At 38.4% G+C, this 25,729-nt stretch carries 23 protein-coding genes and 1 other annotated feature; all 23 genes read right to left on the reverse strand.

All coding sequences use genetic code 11. The features are described from left to right. Nucleotides 1-135 precede the first annotated feature (135 nt). The gene (pyrR, locus tag IEX29_RS22135; RefSeq protein WP_188737333.1) at nucleotides 136-684 is read right to left on the reverse strand and encodes a bifunctional pyr operon transcriptional regulator/uracil phosphoribosyltransferase PyrR; all 549 of its coding nucleotides are present in this window, start codon (nucleotides 682-684) and stop codon (nucleotides 136-138) included. A gap of 164 nt (nucleotides 685-848) precedes the next feature. Beyond that, on the reverse strand, nucleotides 849-1,760 hold the full coding sequence (locus IEX29_RS22140; protein ID WP_188737335.1) for an RluA family pseudouridine synthase: 912 nt from the start codon (nucleotides 1,758-1,760) through the stop codon (nucleotides 849-851). Then, the gene (lspA, locus tag IEX29_RS22145; protein WP_188737337.1) at nucleotides 1,757-2,227 is read right to left on the reverse strand and encodes a signal peptidase II; all 471 of its coding nucleotides are present in this window, start codon (nucleotides 2,225-2,227) and stop codon (nucleotides 1,757-1,759) included. The genes IEX29_RS22140 and lspA overlap by 4 nt, the downstream gene beginning before the upstream one ends. A gap of 221 nt (nucleotides 2,228-2,448) precedes the next feature. Further along, complete coding sequence (gene ileS / locus IEX29_RS22150) at nucleotides 2,449-5,205, reverse strand: isoleucine--tRNA ligase (protein WP_188737339.1); 2,757 nt, start codon at nucleotides 5,203-5,205, stop codon at nucleotides 2,449-2,451. A gap of 66 nt (nucleotides 5,206-5,271) precedes the next feature. Beyond that, nucleotides 5,272-5,488 (reverse strand) — a binding site (T-box leader). Between the two features lie 154 nt (nucleotides 5,489-5,642). Next, complete coding sequence (locus IEX29_RS22155; protein WP_077601503.1) at nucleotides 5,643-6,146, reverse strand: DivIVA domain-containing protein; 504 nt, start codon at nucleotides 6,144-6,146, stop codon at nucleotides 5,643-5,645. Nucleotides 6,147-6,225: 79 nt separating this feature from the next. Beyond that, on the reverse strand, nucleotides 6,226-7,002 hold the full coding sequence (locus tag IEX29_RS22160) for a YlmH family RNA-binding protein (protein ID WP_188737341.1): 777 nt from the start codon (nucleotides 7,000-7,002) through the stop codon (nucleotides 6,226-6,228). A 21-nt stretch (nucleotides 7,003-7,023) separates the two neighbouring features. Then, nucleotides 7,024-7,284, reverse strand: coding sequence for a YggT family protein (locus IEX29_RS22165; RefSeq protein WP_139344703.1), 261 nt, complete (start codon nucleotides 7,282-7,284; stop codon nucleotides 7,024-7,026). Between the two features lie 9 nt (nucleotides 7,285-7,293). Continuing rightward, complete coding sequence (locus tag IEX29_RS22170) at nucleotides 7,294-7,734, reverse strand: cell division protein SepF (RefSeq protein ID WP_188737343.1); 441 nt, start codon at nucleotides 7,732-7,734, stop codon at nucleotides 7,294-7,296. Nucleotides 7,735-7,749: 15 nt separating this feature from the next. Then, entirely contained in the window at nucleotides 7,750-8,430 is a 681-nt protein-coding gene (locus tag IEX29_RS22175) for a YggS family pyridoxal phosphate-dependent enzyme (protein WP_188737345.1), read from the reverse strand. A 12-nt stretch (nucleotides 8,431-8,442) separates the two neighbouring features. Further along, on the reverse strand, nucleotides 8,443-9,261 hold the full coding sequence (pgeF, locus tag IEX29_RS22180) for a peptidoglycan editing factor PgeF (RefSeq protein ID WP_188737347.1): 819 nt from the start codon (nucleotides 9,259-9,261) through the stop codon (nucleotides 8,443-8,445). Between the two features lie 132 nt (nucleotides 9,262-9,393). Next, complete coding sequence (locus tag IEX29_RS22185) at nucleotides 9,394-9,654, reverse strand: YlmC/YmxH family sporulation protein (RefSeq protein ID WP_188737349.1); 261 nt, start codon at nucleotides 9,652-9,654, stop codon at nucleotides 9,394-9,396. Between the two features lie 134 nt (nucleotides 9,655-9,788). Then, the gene (sigG, locus tag IEX29_RS22190; protein WP_077601092.1) at nucleotides 9,789-10,571 is read right to left on the reverse strand and encodes an RNA polymerase sporulation sigma factor SigG; all 783 of its coding nucleotides are present in this window, start codon (nucleotides 10,569-10,571) and stop codon (nucleotides 9,789-9,791) included. 121 nt (nucleotides 10,572-10,692) lie between these two features. After that, entirely contained in the window at nucleotides 10,693-11,412 is a 720-nt protein-coding gene (sigE, locus tag IEX29_RS22195) for an RNA polymerase sporulation sigma factor SigE (RefSeq protein WP_147209614.1), read from the reverse strand. A gap of 15 nt (nucleotides 11,413-11,427) precedes the next feature. Further along, entirely contained in the window at nucleotides 11,428-12,348 is a 921-nt protein-coding gene (gene spoIIGA / locus IEX29_RS22200; protein WP_188737352.1) for a sigma-E processing peptidase SpoIIGA, read from the reverse strand. 506 nt (nucleotides 12,349-12,854) lie between these two features. Then, complete coding sequence (gene ftsZ / locus IEX29_RS22205; RefSeq protein ID WP_188737354.1) at nucleotides 12,855-14,012, reverse strand: cell division protein FtsZ; 1,158 nt, start codon at nucleotides 14,010-14,012, stop codon at nucleotides 12,855-12,857. A 65-nt stretch (nucleotides 14,013-14,077) separates the two neighbouring features. Then, nucleotides 14,078-15,364: a cell division protein FtsA gene (gene ftsA, locus IEX29_RS22210; RefSeq protein WP_188737356.1), complete on the reverse strand. Its 1,287-nt coding sequence runs from the start codon at nucleotides 15,362-15,364 to the stop codon at nucleotides 14,078-14,080. Between the two features lie 197 nt (nucleotides 15,365-15,561). Next, nucleotides 15,562-16,374, reverse strand: coding sequence for a cell division protein FtsQ/DivIB (locus IEX29_RS22215; protein ID WP_188737358.1), 813 nt, complete (start codon nucleotides 16,372-16,374; stop codon nucleotides 15,562-15,564). Nucleotides 16,375-16,918: 544 nt separating this feature from the next. Continuing rightward, nucleotides 16,919-18,055: a stage V sporulation protein E gene (gene spoVE / locus IEX29_RS22220; protein ID WP_188737360.1), complete on the reverse strand. Its 1,137-nt coding sequence runs from the start codon at nucleotides 18,053-18,055 to the stop codon at nucleotides 16,919-16,921. 127 nt (nucleotides 18,056-18,182) lie between these two features. After that, nucleotides 18,183-19,532 (reverse strand): UDP-N-acetylmuramoyl-L-alanine--D-glutamate ligase, encoded by a 1,350-nt coding sequence (gene murD / locus IEX29_RS22225; RefSeq protein WP_188737362.1) that lies wholly within the window; start codon nucleotides 19,530-19,532, stop codon nucleotides 18,183-18,185. Further along, nucleotides 19,532-20,512 (reverse strand): phospho-N-acetylmuramoyl-pentapeptide-transferase, encoded by a 981-nt coding sequence (mraY, locus tag IEX29_RS22230; RefSeq protein WP_188737363.1) that lies wholly within the window; start codon nucleotides 20,510-20,512, stop codon nucleotides 19,532-19,534. Before mraY ends, murD begins: the two co-directional genes overlap by 1 nt. Nucleotides 20,513-20,666: 154 nt before the next feature. Further along, entirely contained in the window at nucleotides 20,667-22,022 is a 1,356-nt protein-coding gene (locus tag IEX29_RS22235) for a UDP-N-acetylmuramoyl-tripeptide--D-alanyl-D-alanine ligase (RefSeq protein WP_188737365.1), read from the reverse strand. Between the two features lie 3 nt (nucleotides 22,023-22,025). Next, nucleotides 22,026-23,507, reverse strand: coding sequence for a UDP-N-acetylmuramoyl-L-alanyl-D-glutamate--2,6-diaminopimelate ligase (locus tag IEX29_RS22240; RefSeq protein ID WP_188737367.1), 1,482 nt, complete (start codon nucleotides 23,505-23,507; stop codon nucleotides 22,026-22,028). Nucleotides 23,508-23,667: 160 nt separating this feature from the next. Then, complete coding sequence (locus IEX29_RS22245; protein WP_188737370.1) at nucleotides 23,668-25,602, reverse strand: stage V sporulation protein D; 1,935 nt, start codon at nucleotides 25,600-25,602, stop codon at nucleotides 23,668-23,670. Nucleotides 25,603-25,729: the final 127 nt, after the last annotated feature.

Consider the following 25,729-nt stretch of genomic DNA (forward strand, 5'->3'; position numbering starts at 1 on the left):
TTGATATCATGATTTTTATAAAAATTCACAAAAAAAACTCTCTGCAAAGGTTGCAGAGAGCTAGACGAATGCCTAAATCAGGTATTCGCTTTACTTAACAACCTTTCAAACCTCTCTGGATTTGATTAAAAGTTATCATGTATTCTTTTCATAAATAGAAACAAGATCAATCTGGTCTTCTTCACTCAACTGGACAACAACTATTTCCTGTTCAGCCGTAGGAATATTCTTACCTACATAGTCAGCCCGAATAGGCAGCTCACGATGGCCCCGGTCTACTAAAGCGCCAAGCTGAATCGTTGCAGGCCTGCCGACATCCATCACTGCATCCATTGCCGCACGGACTGTTCTGCCTGTATAAAGAACATCATCAATCAGGATTACCTGCTTGTTTGTTATATCCATGTCAATAGAAACTGAATTGATTTGCGGATCCTCATAATTACTCTTTTTCTCCAGATCATCCCGGTACATTGTAATATCCAATTCACCAAGAGGAACCTCAATCGCTTCAATCTGTTTTATTTTTTCCTGAATAATTTTCGCCAGCGGAACACCTCTTGTTTTGATTCCAATTAAAACAAGGTTCTCTCCACCTTTATTCTTTTCCAAAATCTCATGAGACATTCTGGTCAATGCTCTGTTTATTGCAGCAGCATCAAGAATCTCTGTTTTTTTCTTCATCCCGGTTCCGCTCCTTCCGTATAAAAAAGCCCTTTTCCTGTTGATGGAAAAGGGCATACGCATACCTTAAGCAAACTTGCTGACGTATCCTTCCTAGCCTCACAGGACTATTGTTAAAGGTCTTCATTTGTTCTTAATTAGTATGTCAGAATGTGACGAATCTGTCAATACATTTTGCGGATTTGGTCGAGCGCCTCTGTAAAGACAGCGGGCGGTGCAGCTTCAAATTCCATCCACTCCTCTGTCCTTGGATGTATAAAAGCAATTTGCTTCGCATGCAGCGCCTGACCGTGTACATCTAATGATTTACGCTGTCCATATTTAGGATCCCCTACAAGCGGAAAGCCAATATATTGCATATGAACACGTATTTGATGTGTTCTTCCTGTTTCCAGCTGGCATTCAACGTATGTGTACTTAGGAAAGCGTTCCAGTACCCGGAAATGGGTAACAGCTGGTTTTCCATTATCAACAACCCCCATTTTTTGACGGTCTTTCGGGTCCCTGCCGATTGGCGCATCAATCAATCCAGTCTCATGGCCAATTTCTCCATGAACAATCGCTTCATATATTCTTTTTAATTGTTTTTCCTGCAGCTGCTTTGATAAATGCTGATGTACATAATCATTTTTAGCTACAACTAACAATCCGCTTGTATCCATATCAATCCGGTGAACAATTCCGGGACGTTCCACACCATTAATACCTGACAGGTCCGTACAATGATATAATAACGCATGTACTAATGTTCCTGTGCGATGTCCTGCAGAAGGATGTACCACCATCCCTTTATCTTTGTTAATCACCAGCAGGTCCTCATCCTCGTAGACGATATCCAAAGGAATATTCTCCGGTTCAAGTACAAGCGGCTTTGTTTCAGGAATTTCCCAAGTAATTATTTCATCTAATTGGCATTTTTGATTTGCTTTTACTATTTCATCGTTCACTTTTACATTACCTTCTTCAATCCAGCTTTGAATTTGTGAACGTGAATATTCATGCAGTAAATCAGATAGAATTTTATCAACTCTTTTTTTATGCTCTGTTTCCGTTACTATGTGCTGGTTTACTGTCATTTTTTCTCTTTGCCCCGCTTTCTCTCATCCAATATAATTGCAATGATTACCATAATAACGCCTATGGTCAGTGAAGCATCAGCAACGTTGAATATCGGAAAGTTATAATTGAAAATATAGAAGTTCGCAAAATCAACCACTTCTTGATATAGGATACGATCGATAAAATTTCCAACCGCTCCTCCTATTAACACACCAACCCCTGTTGCAATCAAGAGATTTTGTTTTCCATGTGTATGTAAAAAGTATATTAATCCGGCAATAACAATTACTGTTATGATATAAAATAGCCACATTTGCCCTTCTAAAATACCCCACGCTGCTCCAGAATTACGATGTGAGGTAATATAGAAGAAATCATTAATAATTGGTATTGATTCACCTATTTCCATTTTTGTAGCAACAAGCCACTTTGTCCATTGATCAATACCAATTAGGACAAGTGCAATCAAATAATATCTCCACATGTTCATTTCTCCAATCTAAGGAAGTCTTTTTTATCTTATCCTTTATCCTGGTAATTTTCAAGAAACAATACAGCTTTCTTAATTTATAAAATAGACATTCCTCGATTATAAAAAAAGAAAAAGGTCATCTAATGAAGATTGACCATATTTATTTTATTTTTTGGACAATGATTTTTTAATCAATAAAAGAAGTCAGCTTATAACAAAGCTGACTTCTTTTATTAGTTTGTATAATTTTCTTTTACCACGCTGGCACATCTTGCGCAAAGCGTCGGATGATCCTTATCTTCACCTACTGTTTCAGAAACAACCCAGCAGCGTTCACATGTTTCGCCCGGGTGTTTTTCTACAGCCACTTCTACATAATCGTATGCTTTTCCAATACCTTTTCCATCCGCAATAACTGCTTCAGAAACAATGAAATACTGATGCAGATTAGCTACATTTTCAAGCACCTGTTTTGTCTCTTCATCAAGTGGAGCTAATGTGATTTTAGCTTCTAATGATTTCCCGATAACTTTCTCTGCTCTAGCTTCTTCCAGAGCCTTCAGAACATCATCTCTCACTTCCATAAAGTGATCCCATTTCCCGATAATATCTTCTGAATCTGCAACCTTACGCGGTTCAGGAATATCGGTAAAGTGGACAGTTTCCGCTTCAACTCCCGGAATATATTCCCATACTTCCTCAGCTGTATGTGGAATAATCGGAGCAAGAACCTGTACAAGTGTTGTTAAAATTTCATAATATCCTGTCTGAATACTGCGGCGGCGTGGATGATCAGCAGCTTCAATATATAAAATATCCTTCGCAAAATCTAAATAGAAGGAGCTTAAATCGACAGCACAGAAATTATGGACCTGATTAATTACCGGCGCAAATTCAAAATGCTCATAATTGTCACGTGCACCTTTTAATACTTGCTGCAGACGATGAAGCATGTAGCGGTCGACTTCCTCCAGCTCCTCATCCTTCACACGGTCTTTAGCGGGGTCAAAATCAGCAAGGTTTGCTAATAAGAAACGGAAAGTGTTCCGGATTTTACGATAGCTTTCCGATGTTTGTTTTAAAATATCATCAGAAATACGCACATCTGCCTGATAATCGACACTAGCTACCCAAAGTCGTAAAATATCTGAGCCTAATTGTTTTTGTACTTTAGAAGGAACAATAACATTACCTAATGATTTACTCATCTTACGCCCATTTCCGTCGAGCACAAAACCGTGGCTGATGATATTTTTATATGGCGCTTTCCCTGTTATTGCCACAGCTGTGGATAATGATGAGTTAAACCAGCCGCGATACTGATCGCTTCCTTCTAAATAGATATCTGCCGGACGATCCAGTTCTGGCCGGTTCATAAGGACACCTTCATGTGAGGAGCCTGAATCAAACCATACGTCCATAATATCGACTTCTTTTGTAAATTTACCGTTTGGACTATGCTCTGATGTAAATCCTTCCGGTAATAACTCTTCTGCTTCTCTTTCAAACCAAATATTCGAACCATGTTCCCGGAAAAGATCGGATACATGTGAAATCGTTTCATCTGTAATAATTGGTGTACCATCTTCCCCGTAAAATACTGGAATAGGAACACCCCATGCACGCTGTCTGGAAATACACCAGTCTTCACGGTCTCTTACCATATTATAAAGTCTTGTTTCTCCCCAATGCGGGTACCAATTCACATTCTTAATTTCATCAAGGATTTCTTGACGGAAGTCTTTGATGGAAGCAAACCATTGTGACGTCGCCCGGAAAATAGTTGGTTTTTTTGTTCTCCAGTCATGCGGATAAGAGTGTGTAATAAACTCTAATTTTAATAAAGAACCCGTCTCATCTAATTTTTCTGTAATTACTTTATTTGCGTCATCATAGAACAGCCCTTCAAATCCAGGTGCTTCACTTGTAAATACACCCTTTTCATCGACTGGACAAAATGCGTCAATACCATACTTACGGCATACATAGAAGTCATCTTCCCCATGACCTGGTGCTGTATGCACACAGCCGGTTCCTGCATCTGTTGTTACATGCTCTCCCAGCATAACAAGCGATTTGCGGTCATAGAATGGATGCTGTGCTTCTGCCCGGTCAGCTTCCTGACCTTTAAATGTCTTCACAACAGTAACATCTTCCCAGCCCAATACTTCTTTAACGTCTTCAAGCAGAGCTTCTGCTACCACATACTTTTCATCATTAACCTGCGCTACCACATAACTCAAGTCTGGATGCAGGCTGATTCCTAAGTTAGCAGGAAGCGTCCATGGAGTTGTTGTCCAAATAATAATTTTCTCGCCGCCATCAAGAACGCCTTTCCCATCAGTTACTTCAAAAGAAACATAGATAGAAGGTGAACGTTTATCCTGATATTCGATTTCTGCTTCCGCAAGGGCAGACTCCGAAGAAGGAGACCAGTATACCGGTTTAAGCCCTTTATAGATATAGCCTTTTCGAGCCATTTCTCCAAATACTTTAATTTGTGAAGCTTCGTAATCCTTCGTTAATGTTATATATGGATTATCCCAATCTCCGCGCACTCCTAATTTTTTGAATTGCGTACGCTGACTGTCAATTTGTCCAAGTGCATATTCTTCACAAAGCTTACGGAATTCTGCAACAGACATCTCTTTGCGCTTCACTTTCTTTTTCTTTGTCAATGCAGTCTCAATTGGCAGTCCATGCGTATCCCATCCTGGAACATAAGGAGCATAATAGCCTGTCATCGATTTATATCGGACGATAAAGTCCTTTAAGATTTTATTAAGCGCATGTCCAATATGAATATCTCCATTTGCATACGGAGGTCCATCATGTAACACAAATAATGGTCTTCCTTTTGTACGTTCTAAGCTTTTTTGATATTGATTATTTTCTTCCCAATTCTTTTGACGTTCCGGCTCTTTATTTGGCAGATTTCCCCGCATAGGAAATGCTGTTTTCGGCATTAATAGCGTTTGTTTATATTCCAAGATATTCCCTCCTGTTATTTTCATGGCACAAAAAATATTTATATACAAAAAGAGTCCTCTAATCCCTAAAGGGACGAGAAGACTCGCGGTACCACCCTTATAAATTTAATGCCCGGCATTAAATTCACTCGAAATCCGTAACGTGGACAGCCGGCTGTTACTACATGTATTCATAACAGCTACTCCAGAGTGATTTTCTAAAAGACTTCTGTATCAGGCTTACACCGCCCCTGACTCGCTTGTGCAGAATATTCTTCTATACTTTCTCTTTCATTGTATTACTATAATAGCTGGTTTTCATAAAAATCCACGGCTGACAGGTTAAACACTGCTGACTGGCAGTCAATGCGACAAATTCTATGATAAACCTTAAGATAATTTTATAATACTCTATACTTGTATGAATTATATGTAATATACAAGCTTAAGTCAAGCCCTTAAGATTCATGCTCCATCAGTTCCAGGTCTTCATCTACCTCTGTATCAAATAATTCCTGCCAATCATCTGTACCAAGCATTTCCAATTGTGCCTGAACAAGCATGCGCATTCTTGAACGGAATACCTTAGCCTGTTTTTTCAATTCTTCTACATCAAGTGAAATTTTCCGTGCTTTACTTAATGCTTCGTTTACAATTCGATCAGCATTTTTTTCTGCTTCTTTCATAATCAATTTTGCTTCTTTTTGCGCGCTGCCTTTAATGTCTTCTGCTGTTTCCTGGGCAACAAGAATAGATTTATTTAACGTCTCTTCAATGTTTGTAAAATGCCCTAATCGCTCCTGAAGCTCTTTAGCCTTCTGATCTAATTCATCTCTCTCACGGATAACAATTTCATAATCCTTCATTACCTGATCGAGAAATTTATTCACTTCATCTTCATCATAGCCCCGGAATCCTCTTGCAAACTCTTTATTATGAATATCTAATGGTGATAATGCCACCATCTCCACCTCCCTAATCAGTTCCAAGCTGTCAATTTCTCTCTTTATTATTCAATAATTCCAGCATAAATGCCAGTACTTATTGTAAAATTGCAGCTGTCATTTTAATTTTGTCTTTCTTCGATTTCCCGCGGATGGCAACTATTTTACTTCTGCCCTTTCCACGTACAGAAAGCATATCGCCTTCCTGTAATTGGAATTTCACATCATCTACTACACGATAATTAACCTTTACAAGAAGCTTTTGAATAAGCACGGCTGCATCTTTTCGGGATAATCCGTATATCTCTTTAATCACTGTATCTAATCGCAGGGAAGAGATTGTTTTATCATACTCTTTCCAACTTTCTTTTTTGACAGCCAGAGATTCAAGGGATTGTTCCTTAAAGGAGATACGGGATTTTTTGATGGAAGTCAAATTCATCTGAATAAATGGAACAACCTCTCCCGCTGCCAGCAAATGAATTTTTCCATCTTCTGCCATAATATCTCCAAGTTTTTTACGCTTCACACCCTGTGATAAAAATGCACCCATTACATCTCGATGCTCCAGACTTACAAATTTCTCCGGGTAAGCGGCCTCCAGAAGCTGAATTTGGAACATGTCCTTTGTAATGGTTTCATAAACAGGCGCAATCACTATTCTTTTCCGTTCACTGTATTCAGAACCGCCAAAGGCTTCCGTTTGCAGTTCATCTTGACTGGTTCCTAAAAGCATCTGTACAATTTCCTGCTCACGCGGATCCAAAAAATCAGTACGCTTCGGGATATATGATCGCTCTACCTGGTCTTTCCAGGAAAGAACCTGATCAATAAAAGGCTGTTCTTCTTTTCGAAAATGCTGATAAACTTCCATAGTCATCCCTTTCCCAGAATCTTAAAACATCATTGCAAATTGCATAAAACCCTGTCTTGCGAATTGTAACAAGAGTATAGCAACAATTGGTGAAAAATCAATCATACCAAGCGGCGGAATAAATTTGCGAAAAATCTCTAAATAAGGCTCACAAATTTTCCCCAGCATCTCTCCAAATTGAGACTCTCTTGCTCCCGGAAACCAGGACATTAAAATATATGCTATCAGTGCAAAGCTATAAATGCTTAATGCTAAACTTATTATTGAAACGATTTGTGCCAACATCTGCTGCTACCATCCTTTATCATAATCTTCCTGTTCATACAACATTTCAGAAATACTTCCAGTAATCTCCACATTGTCTGGTGTACACAGGAATGTTTCAGATCCTAATTTCTGAATATCTCCTTTCACGGCATAGACCGTTCCACTCAGAAAATCAACAATACGCTTTGCCTGCTGATGATCCACACGCTGCAAATTAATAATGACTGCACGCCGGTTCACAATGTTATCTGCTATGTCCTGAGCTTCATTATAATTTCTTGGTTCTGCGAGAACAACCTTTGAACTCGTATTTTGTATACTGGAAAGGTTCACAACATTTTTACTCGCCGCCGCTGTTTTTTCCTGAGTATGAGGAGGTTTTTCTTCTTGCTCTTCTTCTACATATTCATACTCATATTCATCATCCAGAGTGAAATAATTCTTAAGCTTCTTTTTAAAGCTCATTCTCTACACCTCACTTTAAAGTTCTTTGCCAACCAGTTTCGTACCTATACGGACATGTGTAGCGCCTTCTTCTACAGCAACTGTATAATCATTACTCATTCCCATAGATAAGTATTCGCATGGTGCATAGTCTAAATGCAGGCTCTGGATATAATCGCGCAGCAGCCGTAATTTTTTAAACAGCGGCCGGGTCTCTTCCGGATTATCAACATGCGGAGCCATCGTCATCAGACCAACAATACGTATATTTTCAAATACGGCTAATTCTTTTATAAAGGACTCTACTGCTTCTTCAGCTAATCCATGCTTTGATTCCTCACCGCTTACGTTAACCTGAACAAAACAGGAAACTGTTTTCTGACTCCGCTTATTAATTTCTTTTGCCAAAGATATCCTATCCAGTGAATGAATATAATCAATATGATGAATAATATCTTTTACTTTTCTGGATTGAAGTGATCCAATAAAGTGCCATGTGGCACTTTCTCCAATCTCTTCAAATTTCGCTAAAAATCCTTCATTTCTATTTTCACCAAGGTTGACTGCCCCGGCAGATAATGCTTCTTTTGCTCGTTCTATTGTAACATATTTTGTTACAGCGATAATATTAATATCTTCTTTATTTCTGCCAGCTCTCTTCGCAGCCTGCTCTATATCCGCTTGAATTTCAATTAGATTTTCACTTACAGCAACCATTCTAATCCTCCATTACATCTCCTGTTTCTCAAAGCCAATAAACCCCAGCATTCTTCCCGTTTTTCCTTTATCACGACGGTGAGAGAAAAATATCGCCTCATCCTGGAAAGTACAATATTTTGTTACCTCTATATTATGACGAAAGACACCAGATTGTACAAGAATATCGACATTAAGCTCTTTTAAATCAATTAAATATTGATTTGGTGATACTTCCTCTGTAAATTTTTGTTTTTGATCATCACTAAGATGGGATAATACGACATCGTCAACAACGTAGTTTTCTTTAGAAATACTCGGGCCAACTGCAACTTTCAGATCCTTTACAGATGCTCCGGCCTGCTCCAATTTCCGAACCATTTCTCCAGCGATCTGTCCAACAGTCCCCTTCCAGCCAGCATGAGCGATACCGGCTATCCTGGTGGCTGGATCTACAAAAAATAGCGGAACACAATCCGCAAAGAAAGCTGTTGCAAGTAAACCATCTGCTTCATTTATAATCAGTCCATCGACTCCAGATATACTGGAATCGAATGAAATACTGCCCTTTCCGGCATCTTCAGTTCGTGACAGATGAACTCGTGTTCCATGAACCTGTTCACCACAAACCCAGCGGTTAAGCGGTATATTGAGTTCCTGACTTAAAATACTCCGATTTTCCAACACTATTTTCTCGTCATCAAATACATGGAGCCCCATATTTAATTGGCTGTAAGATCCCTCACTTACTCCACCGTTTTTTGTAGTAAAACCTGCAATCAGACCTGGAATTCCCTCTTCCAATGAAGATAAATGAAGTCTTGTCTCACTTTTAAGCTTAAATGGCTCCATGTCTCTTTCCCTCTTTTCGCTTTAATGTTGAATTCACATTCCATAGATCGCAATTTTATAAAAAAAGTTTTAACAATCTCTTTAGAATCAATTTTATGTCTTATTTTAACACATTATATCGATTATTTCTCCTTAATCTTCTGTATAGAGATCTGGTCCTTTTACTTTTTCCACTAAGATAACATCTTCTCCAATCCGCACAATTTTTTCCCAGGCAATAAATAGCTCTCCTGCCTTGGCAAACATTCCTGATTTTTTCCCTTTTCCTTCAGCAATAATTGCAATAACTCTTCCAGTCCTTCCGTCTATCTCTAAATCAATAATATGTCCCAAACGTGTGCCGTCGTCCATAACAATGATTTCTTTTATTTGCAATTCAGATAGTTTCACCATGCCAGCTCCCTCCTCTTATTATCCTATGCATGGGAACATGCTTTTTTTCATGGAAAATAAAAAACAGGTGCTCTTGTCATGCAGATGTGCATTTGCATACAAAAAAGCCTTACCGCAGTGGGCAAGGCTTTTATTCATTCAAACATTTGCTTATTCATTTGGTTGATAGCACCTTTTTCAAGTCTGGACACTTGCGCCTGGGAGATTCCAATCTCGTCAGCCACTTCCATCTGTGTTTTCCCTTGAAAAAAACGTTTATTTAAAATCATTTTTTCTCTTGCATTTAACCTGTGCATTCCTTCTTTCAAGGAGAGCTTATCTACCCAGGATGAATCTTTGTCCTTGTCATCGCTCAGCTGGTCCATCACAAAAATAGGGTCGCCGCCATCATTGTAAATTGGCTCAAAAAGTGAAACCGGATCTTGAATCGCATCCAGTGCAAAGACTATTTCAGCCTGCTCTACTCCCATTTCCTTCGCTATTTCTGCGGGAGATGGGTCCCTGGATGTTTTACTGATTAATTGCTCTCTGACCTGCAGAGCCCGATAAGCTATATCCCGTAAAGATCTGGATACACGAATTGGATTATTATCCCGCAGGTATCTTCTAATTTCACCAATGATCATTGGAACAGCATAGGTGGAAAAACGCACATTATGCGATAAATCAAAATTATCAATAGATTTCATTAAACCAATACAGCCAACCTGAAATAAATCATCCACATATTCACCGCGATTATTAAATCGTTGAATGACACTGAGAACAAGGCGCAGATTGCCATTCACTAATTCTTCCCGGGCTGTTATATCATTTTCTTCTTGCATTCGAATAAATAATTTTTTCATTTCATCGTTTTTAAGTACTGGAAGTTTTGATGTATCAACTCCGCATATTTCAACTTTATGTCTTGTCATTCCCGAAAACCTCCCCAATCTTAGATGCTGTTCAAGGACAGTATCTCCCCGGGGAAAGTTTTTATTCAGGGAAAAATTGTAAAAAAAGCAATGATATGCGGAGAATAATTGATATATCAAGCTAAACCATTTTATTAAATTCTTTTTTTAATCGGCGAATAATTTTCTTCTCTAAACGAGAAATATAAGACTGGGAAATTCCCAGCATATCGGCTACATCTTTCTGCGTTTTTTCATCGTCGCCAATTAGTCCAAAACGTAATTCCATAATTTGTTTTTCACGGGCATTTAATTTACCCAATGCTGATTTTAACAATGATTTATCAACATTCGACTCAATACTTTTTGTAATAATATCCTCTTCCGTCCCCAGCACATCCGATAATAGGAGTTCGTTGCCATCCCAATCAATGTTCAAAGGTTCATCGAAGGAAACCTCTGTTTTTAATTTATTTGTTCTGCGCAAATACATTAAAATTTCATTTTCAATACAGCGGGATGCGTAGGTTGCCAGTTTAATCTTTTTTTCTGGATTAAATGTATTTACAGCTTTAATTAATCCAATTGTACCTATACTGATCAAATCTTCAATATTAATTCCTGTATTTTCAAATTTCCTGGAAATATAAACCACTAATCTCAGGTTTCTTTCAATTAACATAGATCTTGCAGCCTGATCTCCTTTAGGAAGTTTTTTTAACAGTTCATGTTCTTCCTGTTTTGATAAAGGCGGCGGCAATGCCTCACTCCCGCCAATATAATAGATTTCCTTTGGCTTTAACCCAATCTTTCGCAGAAATTGATACCAGCGTAATTTTAATTTAAATTTCCAAACAGACACTTGACGCACTCTCCTTTATGCAGATTGTATGATAGATTGCTTAATGACAAGTGGATGCAGCAGACAATGATATTGCCCCTCTCTCTCCAGCACCCCAAATTGAATTCCAATTAATACATTTGCCTTCTGTAAAACGTCATTATTATAAAAAATAGTCAGCTCCTCAGCCCTGATTGCCAGCATAAAAGAATGTGCCCCGTCAACTCCCTGATATGGAATCATATGCAGTTTATCCTCCCACTTCTTTGGCAGCTGATCGAAATCAAGCGTTTCCTTAACCTGTTGCAGCTCTTCCCATTCTGTTTCATCAAACCATTGCTTTAAAAATGGCCGGTCACAAATAACTACAGGCTGTTTGGTTAAGGGATCAATCAATTGGTTACCACTATCAATATAGCCGACAGATTCAAAAGATTGATGATTCATCGTTAATATAATTTTATGCATCTCATCATATTTCACTTGCTCTCCCACGTGCTCGTCCATTCTCCGCTTTGTAAAATACCAGATAATCGGAAAGCATGTTACTACAAATAACCAGCTTACAGGATCTCCATAGCCCTGGTTAAAGGTGATGACACCCTCTAAAGAAACGGTGATCGGACGCTGAAGGAAGAAGTGAACCGCCATTAATCCTCCACCAATTGCAAAGGATACAAAATAAAAAAGCAATGACAGCTTAATAAAGCGATATAGACTCTTAAAGCCAAACGTACTAAAAATGATGAAAAAAGAATAAATCAGTTTGCCGGCAACATGGTTAAAAAATGAATTTGGATATAAAATTGTCAGTGGAACAATACATGAAGCAATAAATGCTCCAACGAACAACCGAATCTTTTTTGCTGGACTTCGGGCAAGTAGCTGTACGAGCATCAGCAGCATTAAATCCACCATAAAATTCAATGTCCAAACTACGTCTAAGTAAATAGACAATCTTTGCTGCACCTCCCTAAAATGTTGCTGATGGCCGGTGAAAAAAATTACCTTCCGTATGCTTTTTGAATATATTTTTTAATAGATAGGAAGTAACGTATGATGAAAGTATAGACAATTGAAAAAGAAAAGTCTGTCAATTCTTGTATGCAAAATTAAGCTATTTAGCACTTATTCTTAGAAATAATGTCTAATGATTTTTGGAATAAAATAAAGGAATGATCAAAAAGCTTATCAGCAGTTGTTGCAACAGGTTATGTGGGATAAAGTAATCTGAGGTCATAGAAAAACAAAGCTCTGGATAGTTTAAAAAACGAATTTATCCATTAAATTTCAGCTCTACATTTTATAGATCAACCTGGTAAATACAAAACACTATCAAACTAAAAAAGTTAGTATATTTCTGTGGATAGAGCCTAACTATTCTATCCTTAAAAATTAATCAAAAAAAGCTCTGCATTAGAGAAAATTTTCTAATGCAGAGCTTTTTACCTTATATTTACATCTTAACGATTGCGATTGCGATTTCTCAGGAAAGTCGGGATATCTAACTCTTCATCCTCTTGACGAGGCTTAGAAGGAGATGGATTGGAATTTTCTCTTTCCCTGACTGGGTGATTTGATTCATTTGATTGTTTCGCAGCAGCCTGCTGTGCTTGTCCTATATTTGGACGCTGTTGTTTTTGACGGGTATCTGCCTTTGGCTGTGCATTTTCATCAAAACCTGTAGCAATTACCGTCACAACAATTTCATCATTGAGATTCTCATTAATAACAGAACCGAAGATAACGTTAACCTCTTGATCCGCTGCAGAAGTAACTAAATCTGCTGCTTCCTGTACTTCATACAGGCTTAAGTTTGTACCACCGGTGATATTCATTAAAATACCATGTGCTCCATCGATAGAAGTCTCCAGTAACGGAGAAGAGATTGCTTTTTTAGCAGCTTCTGTTGCTCTTGTTTCTCCTGTCGCGATACCAATACCCATTAATGCAGAACCTTTATCAAACATAATCGTTTTCACGTCAGCAAAGTCAACGTTAATAAGACCTGGTTTTGCAATCAAGTCAGAAATACCTTGTACACCTTGGCGCAGAACATTATCCGCTTCACGGAATGCTTCAAGCATTGGTGTATTTTTATCAACAATTTCCAGTAGACGATCATTTGGAATCACAATTAATGTATCCACACTTCCTTTAAGTGTATCGATACCGGAAATTGCCTGTGTTGATCTTCTTCTTCCTTCAAAGGAAAACGGACGGGTAACGACACCGACAGTCAATGCTCCTAAATCTTTAGCTACCTGTGCAATAACCGGAGCTGCACCAGTTCCGGTACCGCCGCCCATTCCTGCAGTAACAAAAACCATATCTGCTCCCTTTAACACTTCTTCCAGCTGTTCTTTACTTTCCTCCGCCGCTTTCTTTCCTACTTCCGGGTTGGCACCGGCACCAAGACCGCGGGTTAATTTTCCTCCAATTTGTATCTTGGATTCTGCTTTGGAAAGATTTAATGCTTGAGAATCTGTATTTACTGCGATAAATTCAACACCTTCTACGCCATGCTCAATCATACGATTAACTGCATTATTTCCGCCGCCGCCAACTCCAATGACTTTTATCGTTGCTAATTCTTCCATGTTTGTATCAAAATCTAACATATTATGGTTTCCTCCTAGTCTACTAATTACGAACAATTTCTAATATAAACCTCTGCTGGCAGAAATTAATCAAAGAAATATTTGAATAGATTAGCAAATCCTGATTCTTTTTTCTTCTCTTTTTTCTTTTCTTTCTTTTCACTTGCTGGTCTGGATTGCTTTACCTGCCGCTGTTCACCTTCATCTCCAATTGCCACTGCAGGATATAATTCTTTACCCTGTATTTTCGCATTACGATAAGCAAACTGCAAGATACCGACACCAGATGTAAATTGTGCTTCTCTGACCCCGATATAATCTGGAATAGCTACACGTACATTGGAATAAAACAAATCCTGTGCCAGCTCTAAACTTCCAGGCATGGCAATAGTACCGCCTGTTAATACAAATCCGCCAGGTAATTCCTGATAACCCATTTTTCGAATTTCCCTGTCAACATAAGTATATATTTCTTCTAATCTGGCTTCAATCATATCAGCTAACTGAAGTTGATTAAATACTTGTTTCTGATTACTTCCAATAGTTGTAACTTCAAAAGTTTCTTCTTCGGAAGCATCATTGTAAAAGGCATATCCATAATTTAATTTAATTTGCTCTGCTTCTTCTGTAGAGATGCGGAGACCAATGGATAAATCTTTGGTTATATTATCTCCGCCTAAATTGATTACACTTGTCGCAGCCAGATGATCATTTTCAAATACAGATACTGTTGTACATCCACCGCCGATATCAATAAGGGCTGAGCCCATATTTATCTCGTCCTTTGATAAGGCAACAGTACCAGCTGCAAGCGGCTGAAGACAAATATCTGAGACTTCTAAATTAGCACGCTCTACACATTTCAGGATATTATGAAGAATTGTCTTCGAGCAAGTAATAATTGTCCCTTCCATCTCCAGACGAACGCCAATCATTCCTCTTGGATCTGTAATTTCATCCAATCCATCCACAATAAATTGTTTTGGAATAACATCAATAATTTCCCGTTCCGGGGGAATGGAAATTACTTGAGCGCCGTCAATTACTCTAGTTACATCTTCATCACTAATTTCACGATTCTCGCTTTGCACAGCCACTACCCCATGACACGACTGAAGCTGAATATGATGGCCGTTTACACCAACTACTACACGGTGAATTTCCATACCTACCATTCTTTCAGCTTGTTCAACTGCACTTCTGATAGAATGAACAGTCTGATCGATATCAACGATAGCACCCTTCTTCATTCCATTTGATGCTGCAGTTCCTACTCCAATAATATTTAAAGAGTCATGTTGTACTTCTCCAATAATTACTTTTATAGTATTTGTCCCAATATCAAGACTAACTAATATTTCACTGTTGTTCAAAAAAGAGCACCTCCCCGTAAAAATATGCCTGTGATATTTTTACTGTCACGTTATCCTTTGTATAGTCTTTAATTCTAAAAGAAAATGAATAAAAAATAAACATATTTTATGCTTATTTTTTCAAGTAACCTATTTCTATAAAAATCGACAGTATACCATTCGTTAAAAAAGGATGATATATGACTTTATTCTGCAAATTATTCATTTCCTGTTTCTTCATCTGTTTCCATATCATCTTCAATATCTACTTCTTCTATCTCATCTTTTTGGAAGGATTCAAAATAGACGCCGACCCCAATATGAATTATACCATTATCTTCCTCTTCAAGTTGAGAAACAATTGACGGGTAATAATCCAATTTATCAAACATCTGGTCTGCTTTCCCCTGTACCAGAAAGCCGTCACTCATATAGAGCGTAACACTCATGGCCTCTTCATCTGTATCTGGCTCATTCCGTTCAACTTCAGAAATCATATTAAAAATACTCGGACGAACATCCTGCATTTCTCCTGCCAGCTCTTTTAATTGCTCTTCATTAAATCCTGTCATTAACGGAGCGTTGCTTAGAGAATCCTGTGTATTTTGCTGGATAACTTGGCCGTCCGCCAGAACTGGATAATACTCCCTGCCGTCTTGGATATAACCAAGAACAGGCTGCTCTTCCACCTCAATCACAACAGTACGTGGAAAGCTGCGGGTAATAGATGCTTGTTCAATGACAGGTTCATCTTCTATTTGCGCTGCAGCCGAAGATGCATTCATAGACCAAATATTTGATCCTTCTGTTAAGCCCGATTCATCTATTATGTATTCATCCGTTAAGAATACATTACCGTTTACTTCAATCGACCGTATCTCGCTCAATGGAGATTGTAAATAAACAATAATAGCAATGAGAAAGAAAAATATAGATAGGTAAAATATTAATCGTCTGTTCGCTTTTTTCTTTCTAGCTTGTTTCAACTTTGGGATTCGATCCTCAATAGAAACGATATTTTTATCACTCATCTCCATTTCTTCCTTTGCCCATTATTTTCAGAGAATAAAACTGCATGAGTCCATTCCCTCGTATTTACAAAAATTATATCACAAATTAAGGTGCTACACGCAGATGACTTCGATTGTTTATAAAGTTTTTTCCTTTTTTTTAGAAAAACACTAGCAGAGCCTGCTAAAAAACAAGAATTTCAGCGTTGTAACGTGAAATCTTTAATAGATTATCTTTCTTTAAATTATAAATAATAATGCACACACTCATTTTCTAAACGAAAAAAAGATTGGTTTAAAACTGTAGCTGAAATGAAGGTATACATATAGTTATGCAACTGGCTGACGAAGGAAAAACATGGAGTCTCATGTGGGAAAGTGTAAAAAACGTTGTGTCAATAATGAGCTGACATACGTTTTGCATGGAGGAAATGAGTTCGTAGCCGGCGGAAACATATTATTTTCCGCCGGTTAAGATTACTCATCCTGCAGTAATCCGTAAAATCACCTGATGATATCTGATCTATCATCGATAAATTTTAATGCAGGCTTATTTCCTAATAGTTTAAATGATTGGTTTCGTACTTTTCTCCATACTTTTGGCATGTCTGCTGATACTTAGCAGAATACCTACTGCACAAAGAGTCAATGTTAACGAAGAACCTCCATAGCTGAGAAAAGGAAGTGTAATTCCTGTAACTGGAATCAATCCTATAACAACACTAATGTTAATCATCGCTTGTAACGCCAGCATACCCGCTACTCCAATTGCTAACAGTCTGCTAAATAAATCCGGTGCTTCAATTGCAATTTTAATTCCTCTCCATAATAACAGAAAAAACAATAGAATAGTTGTACAACCTCCAATTAAACCTAGTTCTTCTCCAATTATAGAAAAAATAAAATCCGTCTGTGGTTCAGGAAGATAAAAATATTTTTGCAGGCTATTACCTAACCCCAGTCCCATCAGTCCCCCCGGCCCAATAGCATAGAGAGATTGAATAATTTGAAACCCGTCCCCTAAAGGATCTTCCCACGGATTCAAAAAGGCTAATATCCGGTTAATCCGGTAGGGAGCAGAAGCTATCAATCCGATAAATCCGAGTACCCCGATACCCGCTAAGCCAAAAAAATGAGACAGTCTGGCCCCGGCTACAAAAAGCATAATCATACATGTCAGCACAAGCACCATTCCTGTGCCTAAATCAGGCTGAAGCATAATAAGACCAAATGCAGTAAAAATTAAAAGCAGGCATGGCAGGAAGCCCTTTTTAAAAGAAGTAATGTATTTTTGATGGTCAGACAGAATAGCAGCCAAAAAAATGATCAGCCCTAATTTCATAAATTCAGATGGCTGAATACTGAATGCACCTATGCCAATCCAGCTCTGCGCTCCACCGCGAACCATACCAATGCCCGGGATAAGTACAAGTATGAGGAGAGCAAAACAAGCAAATAATAATATTTTTGCATACTTTTTCCACATATAATAAGGAAAATAAGAGATAACGATCATCCCGATAAATCCGATTCCAGCAAATAAAAGCTGTCGTTTCAGGTAATAAAATGAATCATTGAACTTATACTCTGACCAGATATAGGATGAACTATAAACCATTAATACACCAAAACATAATAGAAGAATAATTATTCCAAATAATATTTTATCAACTTTATTTTGATTTTGAATGAACTTGTACAAAAAGACCCCTTCTTTCCATGAAATTAAACTTAGGAAATAGGGGCATTTTGAAATATACTATTTACTGATCGGCTTGTCCGAGTTTGTTTACTATTATTATCCCTGATCCATTATTTGTTCAAGCCCCTTAATTTATTGTATGAACAGCTTGAACAAATATGTCTCCTCTTTCTTCAAATGTTTTATACTGATCCCAGCTTGCGCATGCCGGGGAGAGCAACAGAATATCTCCAGCCTCTGTTAATGAAAATCCGGTCTTCGCAGCATCATTAACGTCCTCTGCATACTTTATCACCTGGACGCCTGCTTCTCTTCCTATACGCTCTAATTTTGAAGCAGTCTCCCCAAATACAACCATTGCTTTTACATTTTCCATATGAGGAATGAGCTCATCGAATTCATTCCCGCGGTCCAGACCGCCTGCAAGCAGCACAATTCCTTTTTTAAAAGAATCCAATGCTTTTTGAGTAGCTAATATATTTGTTGCTTTAGAATCATTATAAACATAGCGGCCTTGTTTCATTCCAACAAACTCCAAACGATGCTTCACACCGGAAAAAGTTTTTAAGACATGCTGAATACCTTCATTTGTTGCTCCATTTAGTTTTGCTGCCGCAACTGCCGCCAGGATGTTCTCTAAATTATGTTTTCCGACCAGAACGATATCTTCGAGCTGTATAATTGCTTCATCAAAAAAGTATACATGCGTTTCATCTGTCCAGACACCTTCCTGATCCAGCTTTGCCGTTACGGAAAACGGAATTTTTTTTGCATTGGTATGAATTACTCTTTTCTTAAGAGTAGAATCATCCGCATTATATACAAGATAATCATCCGCTTGCTGATTTTTAAATATATTACATTTTGCATTCACATAGCTTTCCAAATCACCATGATAATCCAGATGCGCTTCATAAATATTTAACAGCACTGCTGTAGTCGGACGAAATCCTGATATTCCCTGTAATTGAAAGGATGAGAGCTCAATAACCATTCTTTCATCCGCCTGCATTGTTTGTGCTACTTCCGTTGCTGCAATTCCAATATTGCCGGCAAGCTTCACATTGCAATCACTATATTTCAGCATCTCTGTAATCAACGTCGTAGTTGTTGTTTTCCCATTTGAACCGGTGATTCCAATGACAGGCTGCTGCGTTAAGTAAGATACAAGCTCCACTTCTGTAATTACTGGAAGTTTTTGCCTTAATGCTTCTGCAATAATCGGATGGTCATACCGGATGCCGGGATTTTTGACGACTATCTCTATACCTTCTAAAATACTCAAAGGGTGAGAACCAAGTACAACGTGCGCTCCTCTTTTCTGAAGCTCCTGAACAAAAGCATCCTCATAGGATGCTGCCTGATCATTCACTGTTACATCTTTTCCGCTGTCTAAAAGGACTCTGGCAGCAGCGGTACCGCTTCGGGCTAAGCCTAAGACAAGCACTTTTTCCGGAAATTGTTTCATTGTCTTCATTACATACCCACCTCAATATAAATTGCAAGAATTGCAAATAGGAGTCCGGCAAACCAGAACGTTGTAACGACTCTCCACTCAGACCATCCTACTAATTCATAATGGTGATGTAACGGACTCATTTTGAAAATACGCTTTCCAGTTGTTTTAAAAGAAATAACCTGAATAATAACGGATAATGTTTCAATAACAAACACACCGCCAATAATAATTAATAAAATCTCCAGCTTCAAAAGTATTGCAATTGCTGCAATAGCTCCGCCCAGTGCCAATGATCCCGTGTCTCCCATAAACACTTTGGCAGGATGCGCATTAAATACTAAAAATCCAAGTAAAGCGCCAACCACAGCTAAAGAAAAAACGGTTACCATATCGTTAGGCACGCCATACCATGCAATAATTGCAAAAGCGCCAAATGCAATTGCTGCTGTACCCGCCAATAAACCATCTAATCCATCTGTTAAGTTAACAGCATTGGAAGCTCCTACAAGCATTACAATAATAAGAACTGCATAAAACCAGCCAATATCAAATTGAAAGGATGTCCCCGGAATTGCTATCTCTGTTGAGAAATCTTGTCCGCGTAAAACAAAATAAAATATAAGTGCAATAATAATTTGCCCAAATAGCTTCTGTTTCGATGTTAATCCTAAGTTTCGTTTCATCGCTACTTTTATATAGTCATCTAAAAATCCTAATAAACCATAGCCAAATAATACAAAAAGTAATAACCATAATTCATAACCTATTCCACTGTCCGTTCTCATTCCCATAATCAGTGATGTAATGACAATACTGAAAACAATCATAATTCCGCCCATTGTCGGGGTTCCTGATTTCTTTTGATGAGATTCCGGGCCTTCTTCTCTAATACTTTGTCCAAACTTTAATCGTCTTAAAAAAGGGATAAAAATTGGAGATAGAAGAACTGTAATAAGAAACGCTACTGCGATTGTAATTAATAAACCTGTAATATTCATTTTCTCTCCACCTCATTTGTAACCTTCTATAGATGTCTTAAAAAAACACGATAGAATCAGCGCAATTCACATGGGTTTTATTCTTTAACTCCCAATATTCCGCACTGATTCCATTTCCTGACTGTTTGTTTTAAACACACCTATAAGATCCTCTTTAACATAATTGCTCTAAAAATGTTTCAAATTTCATTCCTCTTGATGCCTTCAGCAAGATAAGATTTCCCGGTTGCAAATATTTTTCTACATGGTCTGCAAGTTCATCTTTGTCCGCTAAATGTACAGCAGGCAGCTCAGGAAGCTTGCTTTTCAGCTCATCATGTATGTAATAGGAATTGTTTCCATACGTGTACACAGCTGTAATCTCAGAATTAATCACATCTGCGATACCCCTATGGAATTCTTCCGCATAATCACCAAGCTCTAAAATATCACCAAGAATAAGGATTTTATGATGATATCCTTTCATTTCTTCCACTACTTGAATGGATGCCTTCATAGATGCGGGGGAAGCATTATAAGCATCGTTAATTACTGTAATACCTCTTTTTCCCTCATGTTTTTCAAAGCGCATTTTTGTCATCTCTAATTGCCCAAATGCTTTTTGAATTGCCTCCGATGTTATTCCCAGTTCATAAGCCAGCTTAATAATATAAGCTGCATTTTTCGCATGATGCCTTCCCAGGAGCGGAATTTGATAGGATTCCTTGTCAATCTCAAAAGTAGTTACCGTTTCTTCAACTGCTATATTACTGACAATGACATCATTGTTCTTACCAAGACCCACCAGTGTTTTACGAACTGGTACTGCGGCATCAGTCAAAAGAGGTTCATCCCCGTCAATAATTAACATACCCGCAGGCTTTATTCCTGAAACAATTTCTAATTTAGCTTTGGCAATTCCCTCTTTGGAACCCAGGTTTTCAATATGCTGCCCGTCAATATTTGTAATTATCGCTATATCAGGCTTACCTATATTACTTAAAAGCTCTATTTCTCCAAAGTGGTTCATGCCCATTTCCAAAATCAGCACTTCTGTCTCCTGATCCATAGATAAAATCGTTAACGGAAGTCCAATATGATTATTGAAATTTCCCATTGTTGCGTGCGTTTTAAAGGTTGTCTGTAAAACAGCTTTTGCCAAATCTTTCGTAGTTGTTTTCCCATTTGATCCAGTAATGCCTATTACAGTTGGATTAATTTTCTTACGGTAAGCAACTGCAAGCTCCTGCAAAGCCTTTACCGTATCCTCTACAAACAGAATCAGAAGAGAGGAAGGAAGATTTTTGGGAAGCGGTATTTCCTTTTGCCAAAAGGTTGCAACTGCTCCATTATCCACTGCTCCCTCAATAAATTGATGTCCGTCAAATCGTTCACCGGAAATAGGCACATAAAGTCCATTATTAGAATTGGCACGACTATCTTTACTCACTTCATGAATTTCTAGACCGGCAGGTACATTCCCTTGATGCCGGGGGAATAATTCCATTAATTGTGATGCAGTAAACAACATGCTTTACTCCCCCTTCTCTTTAATTGCTGCCCTGGCAACCTGGCGATCATCAAAATCATATTTTGTTGTGCCGACAATCTGGTAGGTTTCATGCCCTTTACCTGCAATCAGAATAATATCATCTTTTTGAGCAAGTCCTACTGCATGTGTAATTGCTTCTGTGCGGTCAACAATTACTTCAAAATCTGCTTCTTCACCAGATAAATGGCTTGTCATATCATCTAAAATTTGCACCGGGTCCTCTGTGCGCGGATTGTCAGATGTAAATAGCGCATGATCCGCATACTTCACAGCAACATCTGCCATTAATGGACGTTTCGTGCGGTCACGATCTCCTCCGCATCCAACTACAACATAAACTTTACGCTTCGCAAATTCGCGGCTGGTTTGCAAGACATTCTCCAGGGAATCAGGAGTATGTGCAAAATCAACAATCACAGAAAAATCCTGTCCTTCATTAATCGGCTCAAACCGGCCGTCCACCCCTTTAATATCCTCCAAAGCCTCTTTAATCACTTCCAAATCTACATTAGATGCGATTGCAGCGCTGCTTGCCGCAAGCATATTATACACATTGAACATGCCGATTAAATGGGTTTTTATATATGTTGTCCCAATTGGTGTCACAAGATTAAAAGCTACACCGGCAGGAGATAAGATAATATTTTTTGCCATAACATCTGCATCCTGTTTACAGCTGTATGTGATTATCTGCTGGGCCGTACTGCGTTTTAATAAATCACTGGATTTATCATCCTCATTGATAATAGCATATTTCTTCTTACCCTGATGATAATCATTTCCTAATCCCGAAAAGAGAAGACTCTTCGCCCGCAAATAATCATCCATATCCTTGTGATAATCAAGGTGATCCTGCGACAGATTTGTAAAAATACCAATATCATAATCACAGCCAAAAACTCTTCCCATGTCTAAGGCATGCGAAGAAACTTCCATAATAACCTGCTCTGCTTCCTTTTCCTGCATTTGATGGAAAATACGATTTAACTCTAACGCATCAGGTGTTGTGTTAGCTACCGGGAATGTTTCATTACCGATTTTCACCTGGATGCTTCCAATGATACCGGATTTCTTACCCTGTTTTTCAAAAATAGTATCTAATAAGTAGGTAGTTGTTGTTTTCCCGTTCGTACCAGTAACACCGATCAGCGGGAATTTTGTTGTCGGATAATCATAGTACGCAGCTGCAAGCATTGCCAAAGCACGTCCTGTATCCTTTACGCGGATGAGCGGGACACTCCCGTCAACATCCACGTCTTTGCAGATAACTGCTGCTGCAGCTCCATTGTCTATTGCCTGCTTTAGAAAGTCATGACCGTCTACGGTATAACCTTCAATACATACAAACAAACTCCCTGATTCTACTTTTCTGGAATCCATTTCTACATTTACAATTTCTATATTCTGTATTGATTCTGTTGTCTGATAGAATCCTATTCCATCTAATAGTTGTTTAAGTTTCATTTTTACACCCTATTTCTATTCTTTTCCCTTTAATGTATTCTCAACCAATCTTTGGTTTAAGAGGGTTGTCGAGTAAGTTTTCACTTCAGAAAAGCTGTTGTTTACATTTTAATATTTGTAGTAAAGATAACAGAATCTATTATAGCAAATTTTTTTGGATTTAACGATTATTTTCATGACCTAAAAATAACCGGATGGTACTTCCAGATTCTAGCATTGTTCCCGCTTTTGGTGACTGGTCAATAATTTCTTCTCCTTCACCGTTAACTTCAATGGAAAGATCTAAAGGATACTCGGCCAATTTATCGGTACTGTCTCCTATAAAATCCGGCACTTCTATTTTAGGCTGGTCAGGCCAGGCATATTCTTTCTCTAACCCATCTGTACGCTTCTCTACTCCCATCGCCCGCAGACTGTCATCAATAATCGTTCCGACAACAGGTGCAGCAACGACACCACCGAATTGAATCGTATTTTTTGGATTGTCAACAGCCAGATAAACGACAATTTCCGGATCATCCGCAGGCGCAAAACCGATAAAGGATACAATATAATTATTTTCTAAATAACCGCCGTTCGGTCCTACTTTTTGAGCCGTACCCGTCTTACCGCCAACACGATATCCATCAACATAAGCAGGTCTTCCTGTTCCTTGAGCGACTACTGTTTCTAATGTTTCCCGAATCGTTTTAGATGTTTCCTGAGAGATTACTTGCCCCTTCAAATGAGGCTCATAGGATTCAACAACTTCTCCTGTAACAGGATCGACCCATTCCTTGGCAATCATCGGTTCATATAAATAACCGCCATTTACAGTTGCAGCAACAGCCATCACCTGTTGTATCGGTGTTACAGAAACTCCTTGTCCAAAGGATGTCGTCGCTAATTCAACTGGTCCAACATTTTCCGGTTTAAAGAGTATTCCATTTCCTTCCCCCTGCAGATCAATTCCTGTCTTTTTACCAAATCCAAAGGCATCAATATATGAAAACAGCTTTTCTGTTCCAATCATTTGTCCTAAATTTACAAATCCCGGGTTACAGGAGTTTTGGACAACCTCTAAATAAGACTGATCTCCGTGTCCTCCACGCTTCCAGCAATGAATCGTTGCCCCGCCCACCTTAATATCACCATCATCATAATATCGATCTTTTTCTAAATCAACGACTCCTTCTTCTAAAGCAGCAGCTAAAGTAATAATTTTAAATGTTGATCCAGGCTCATACGTACTCCAAATAGGCAGATTTCTTCCAAATATAGAAGCATCCACATCCTGATAATTCTCCGGATCAAAATTCGGACGGCTCGACATCCCCAGAACACCACCTGTTTTGGGGTCAACGGCAATCGCCATTGCTCCATCCGGATTATACTTCGCTACAATTTGGTCCAGCTCTCTTTCCATAATTGTTGTTACTTTATTGTTAATCGTTGTTTTTAAATTCAAACCATCTTTAGGAGATTTGTATTCATCCGCAAGCTGATCTAATCTTCCTCCCTTTGCATCTGAGTAAAATGATAGGCTTCCATTCTCTCCTTTTAATTTATCATCATAGTATAATTCAAGTCCCATCAATCCCTGGTTATCTATACCAGTAAAGCCCAGCACATGCGATAAAGCACTGTGATTTGGATAATGGCGCTTTGAATCCTTCGCTAAATAAACACCATCTAAATCTAATTCCCTGATCGCCTGTTCCTGCTCGTTATTAACTTTGATACCCTCAGGCCTCACCATAACACTCATGGAATTTTGTGTAACTAATTCCATCATTCTTTCTGTCGGCACATCGAGAATCTCCCCCAAAAGCTTGGCAGTGTTCTCAGGTTCCTTAATTTGCCGCGGCATTAATAAGACTGTAGGTGCAGTTACATTCTCTGCAAGAATTTCCCCTTCAGAATCAAGAATGTAGCCTCTTTCCGCAGCGAAAGTTATATCTCTTGTCCATAAATCATTGGCACTGTCTGATAAATCATCACCTAATACGAGCTGAACATAGGCCAGCCTCGCAATAATGACAAGAAAAATTAGAATCGCAAATAAAAAAACAGTGACAATTCGTTTTTTTATTATAATTGTGGATGCGCGTTTCATGAAAGAACTCCTTTCATCATGCTTTGTATCCACTATATGAATGAAAAAAATGGAATAGAACAAGCTATCTTTGCAGAAGATCCTTTAATCACCTTGTCCTCTTTATTAGACTTTTTGAGCATCCTTT

This window comes from Oceanobacillus neutriphilus, assembly GCF_014645515.1.
Lineage (GTDB): Bacteria > Bacillota > Bacilli > Bacillales > Amphibacillaceae > Oceanobacillus > Oceanobacillus neutriphilus.

Excerpts from the sequence above, each read along its gene's own strand:
- pyrR (WP_188737333.1), bottom strand. The coding sequence starts at position 684 with ATGAAGAAAAAAACAGAGATTCTTGATGCTGCTGCAATAAACAGAGCA.
- IEX29_RS22140 (WP_188737335.1), bottom strand. The coding sequence starts at position 1,760 with ATGACAGTAAACCAGCACATAGTAACGGAAACAGAGCATAAAAAAAGA.
- lspA (WP_188737337.1), bottom strand. The coding sequence starts at position 2,227 with ATGTGGAGATATTATTTGATTGCACTTGTCCTAATTGGTATTGATCAA.
- IEX29_RS22160 (WP_188737341.1), bottom strand. The coding sequence starts at position 7,002 with ATGGAAGTTTATCAGCATTTTCGAAAAGAAGAACAGCCTTTTATTGAT.
- IEX29_RS22170 (WP_188737343.1), bottom strand. The coding sequence starts at position 7,734 with ATGAGCTTTAAAAAGAAGCTTAAGAATTATTTCACTCTGGATGATGAA.
- IEX29_RS22175 (WP_188737345.1), bottom strand. The coding sequence starts at position 8,430 with ATGGTTGCTGTAAGTGAAAATCTAATTGAAATTCAAGCGGATATAGAG.
- pgeF (WP_188737347.1), bottom strand. The coding sequence starts at position 9,261 with ATGGAGCCATTTAAGCTTAAAAGTGAGACAAGACTTCATTTATCTTCA.
- IEX29_RS22185 (WP_188737349.1), bottom strand. The coding sequence starts at position 9,654 with ATGGTGAAACTATCTGAATTGCAAATAAAAGAAATCATTGTTATGGAC.
- sigG (WP_077601092.1), bottom strand. The coding sequence starts at position 10,571 with ATGACAAGACATAAAGTTGAAATATGCGGAGTTGATACATCAAAACTT.
- ftsZ (WP_188737354.1), bottom strand. The coding sequence starts at position 14,012 with ATGTTAGATTTTGATACAAACATGGAAGAATTAGCAACGATAAAAGTC.
- IEX29_RS22215 (WP_188737358.1), bottom strand. The coding sequence starts at position 16,374 with ATGAGTGATAAAAATATCGTTTCTATTGAGGATCGAATCCCAAAGTTG.
- murD (WP_188737362.1), bottom strand. The coding sequence starts at position 19,532 with ATGAAGACAATGAAACAATTTCCGGAAAAAGTGCTTGTCTTAGGCTTA.
- mraY (WP_188737363.1), bottom strand. The coding sequence starts at position 20,512 with ATGAATATTACAGGTTTATTAATTACAATCGCAGTAGCGTTTCTTATT.
- IEX29_RS22235 (WP_188737365.1), bottom strand. The coding sequence starts at position 22,022 with ATGTTGTTTACTGCATCACAATTAATGGAATTATTCCCCCGGCATCAA.
- IEX29_RS22240 (WP_188737367.1), bottom strand. The coding sequence starts at position 23,507 with ATGAAACTTAAACAACTATTAGATGGAATAGGATTCTATCAGACAACA.
- IEX29_RS22245 (WP_188737370.1), bottom strand. The coding sequence starts at position 25,602 with ATGAAACGCGCATCCACAATTATAATAAAAAAACGAATTGTCACTGTT.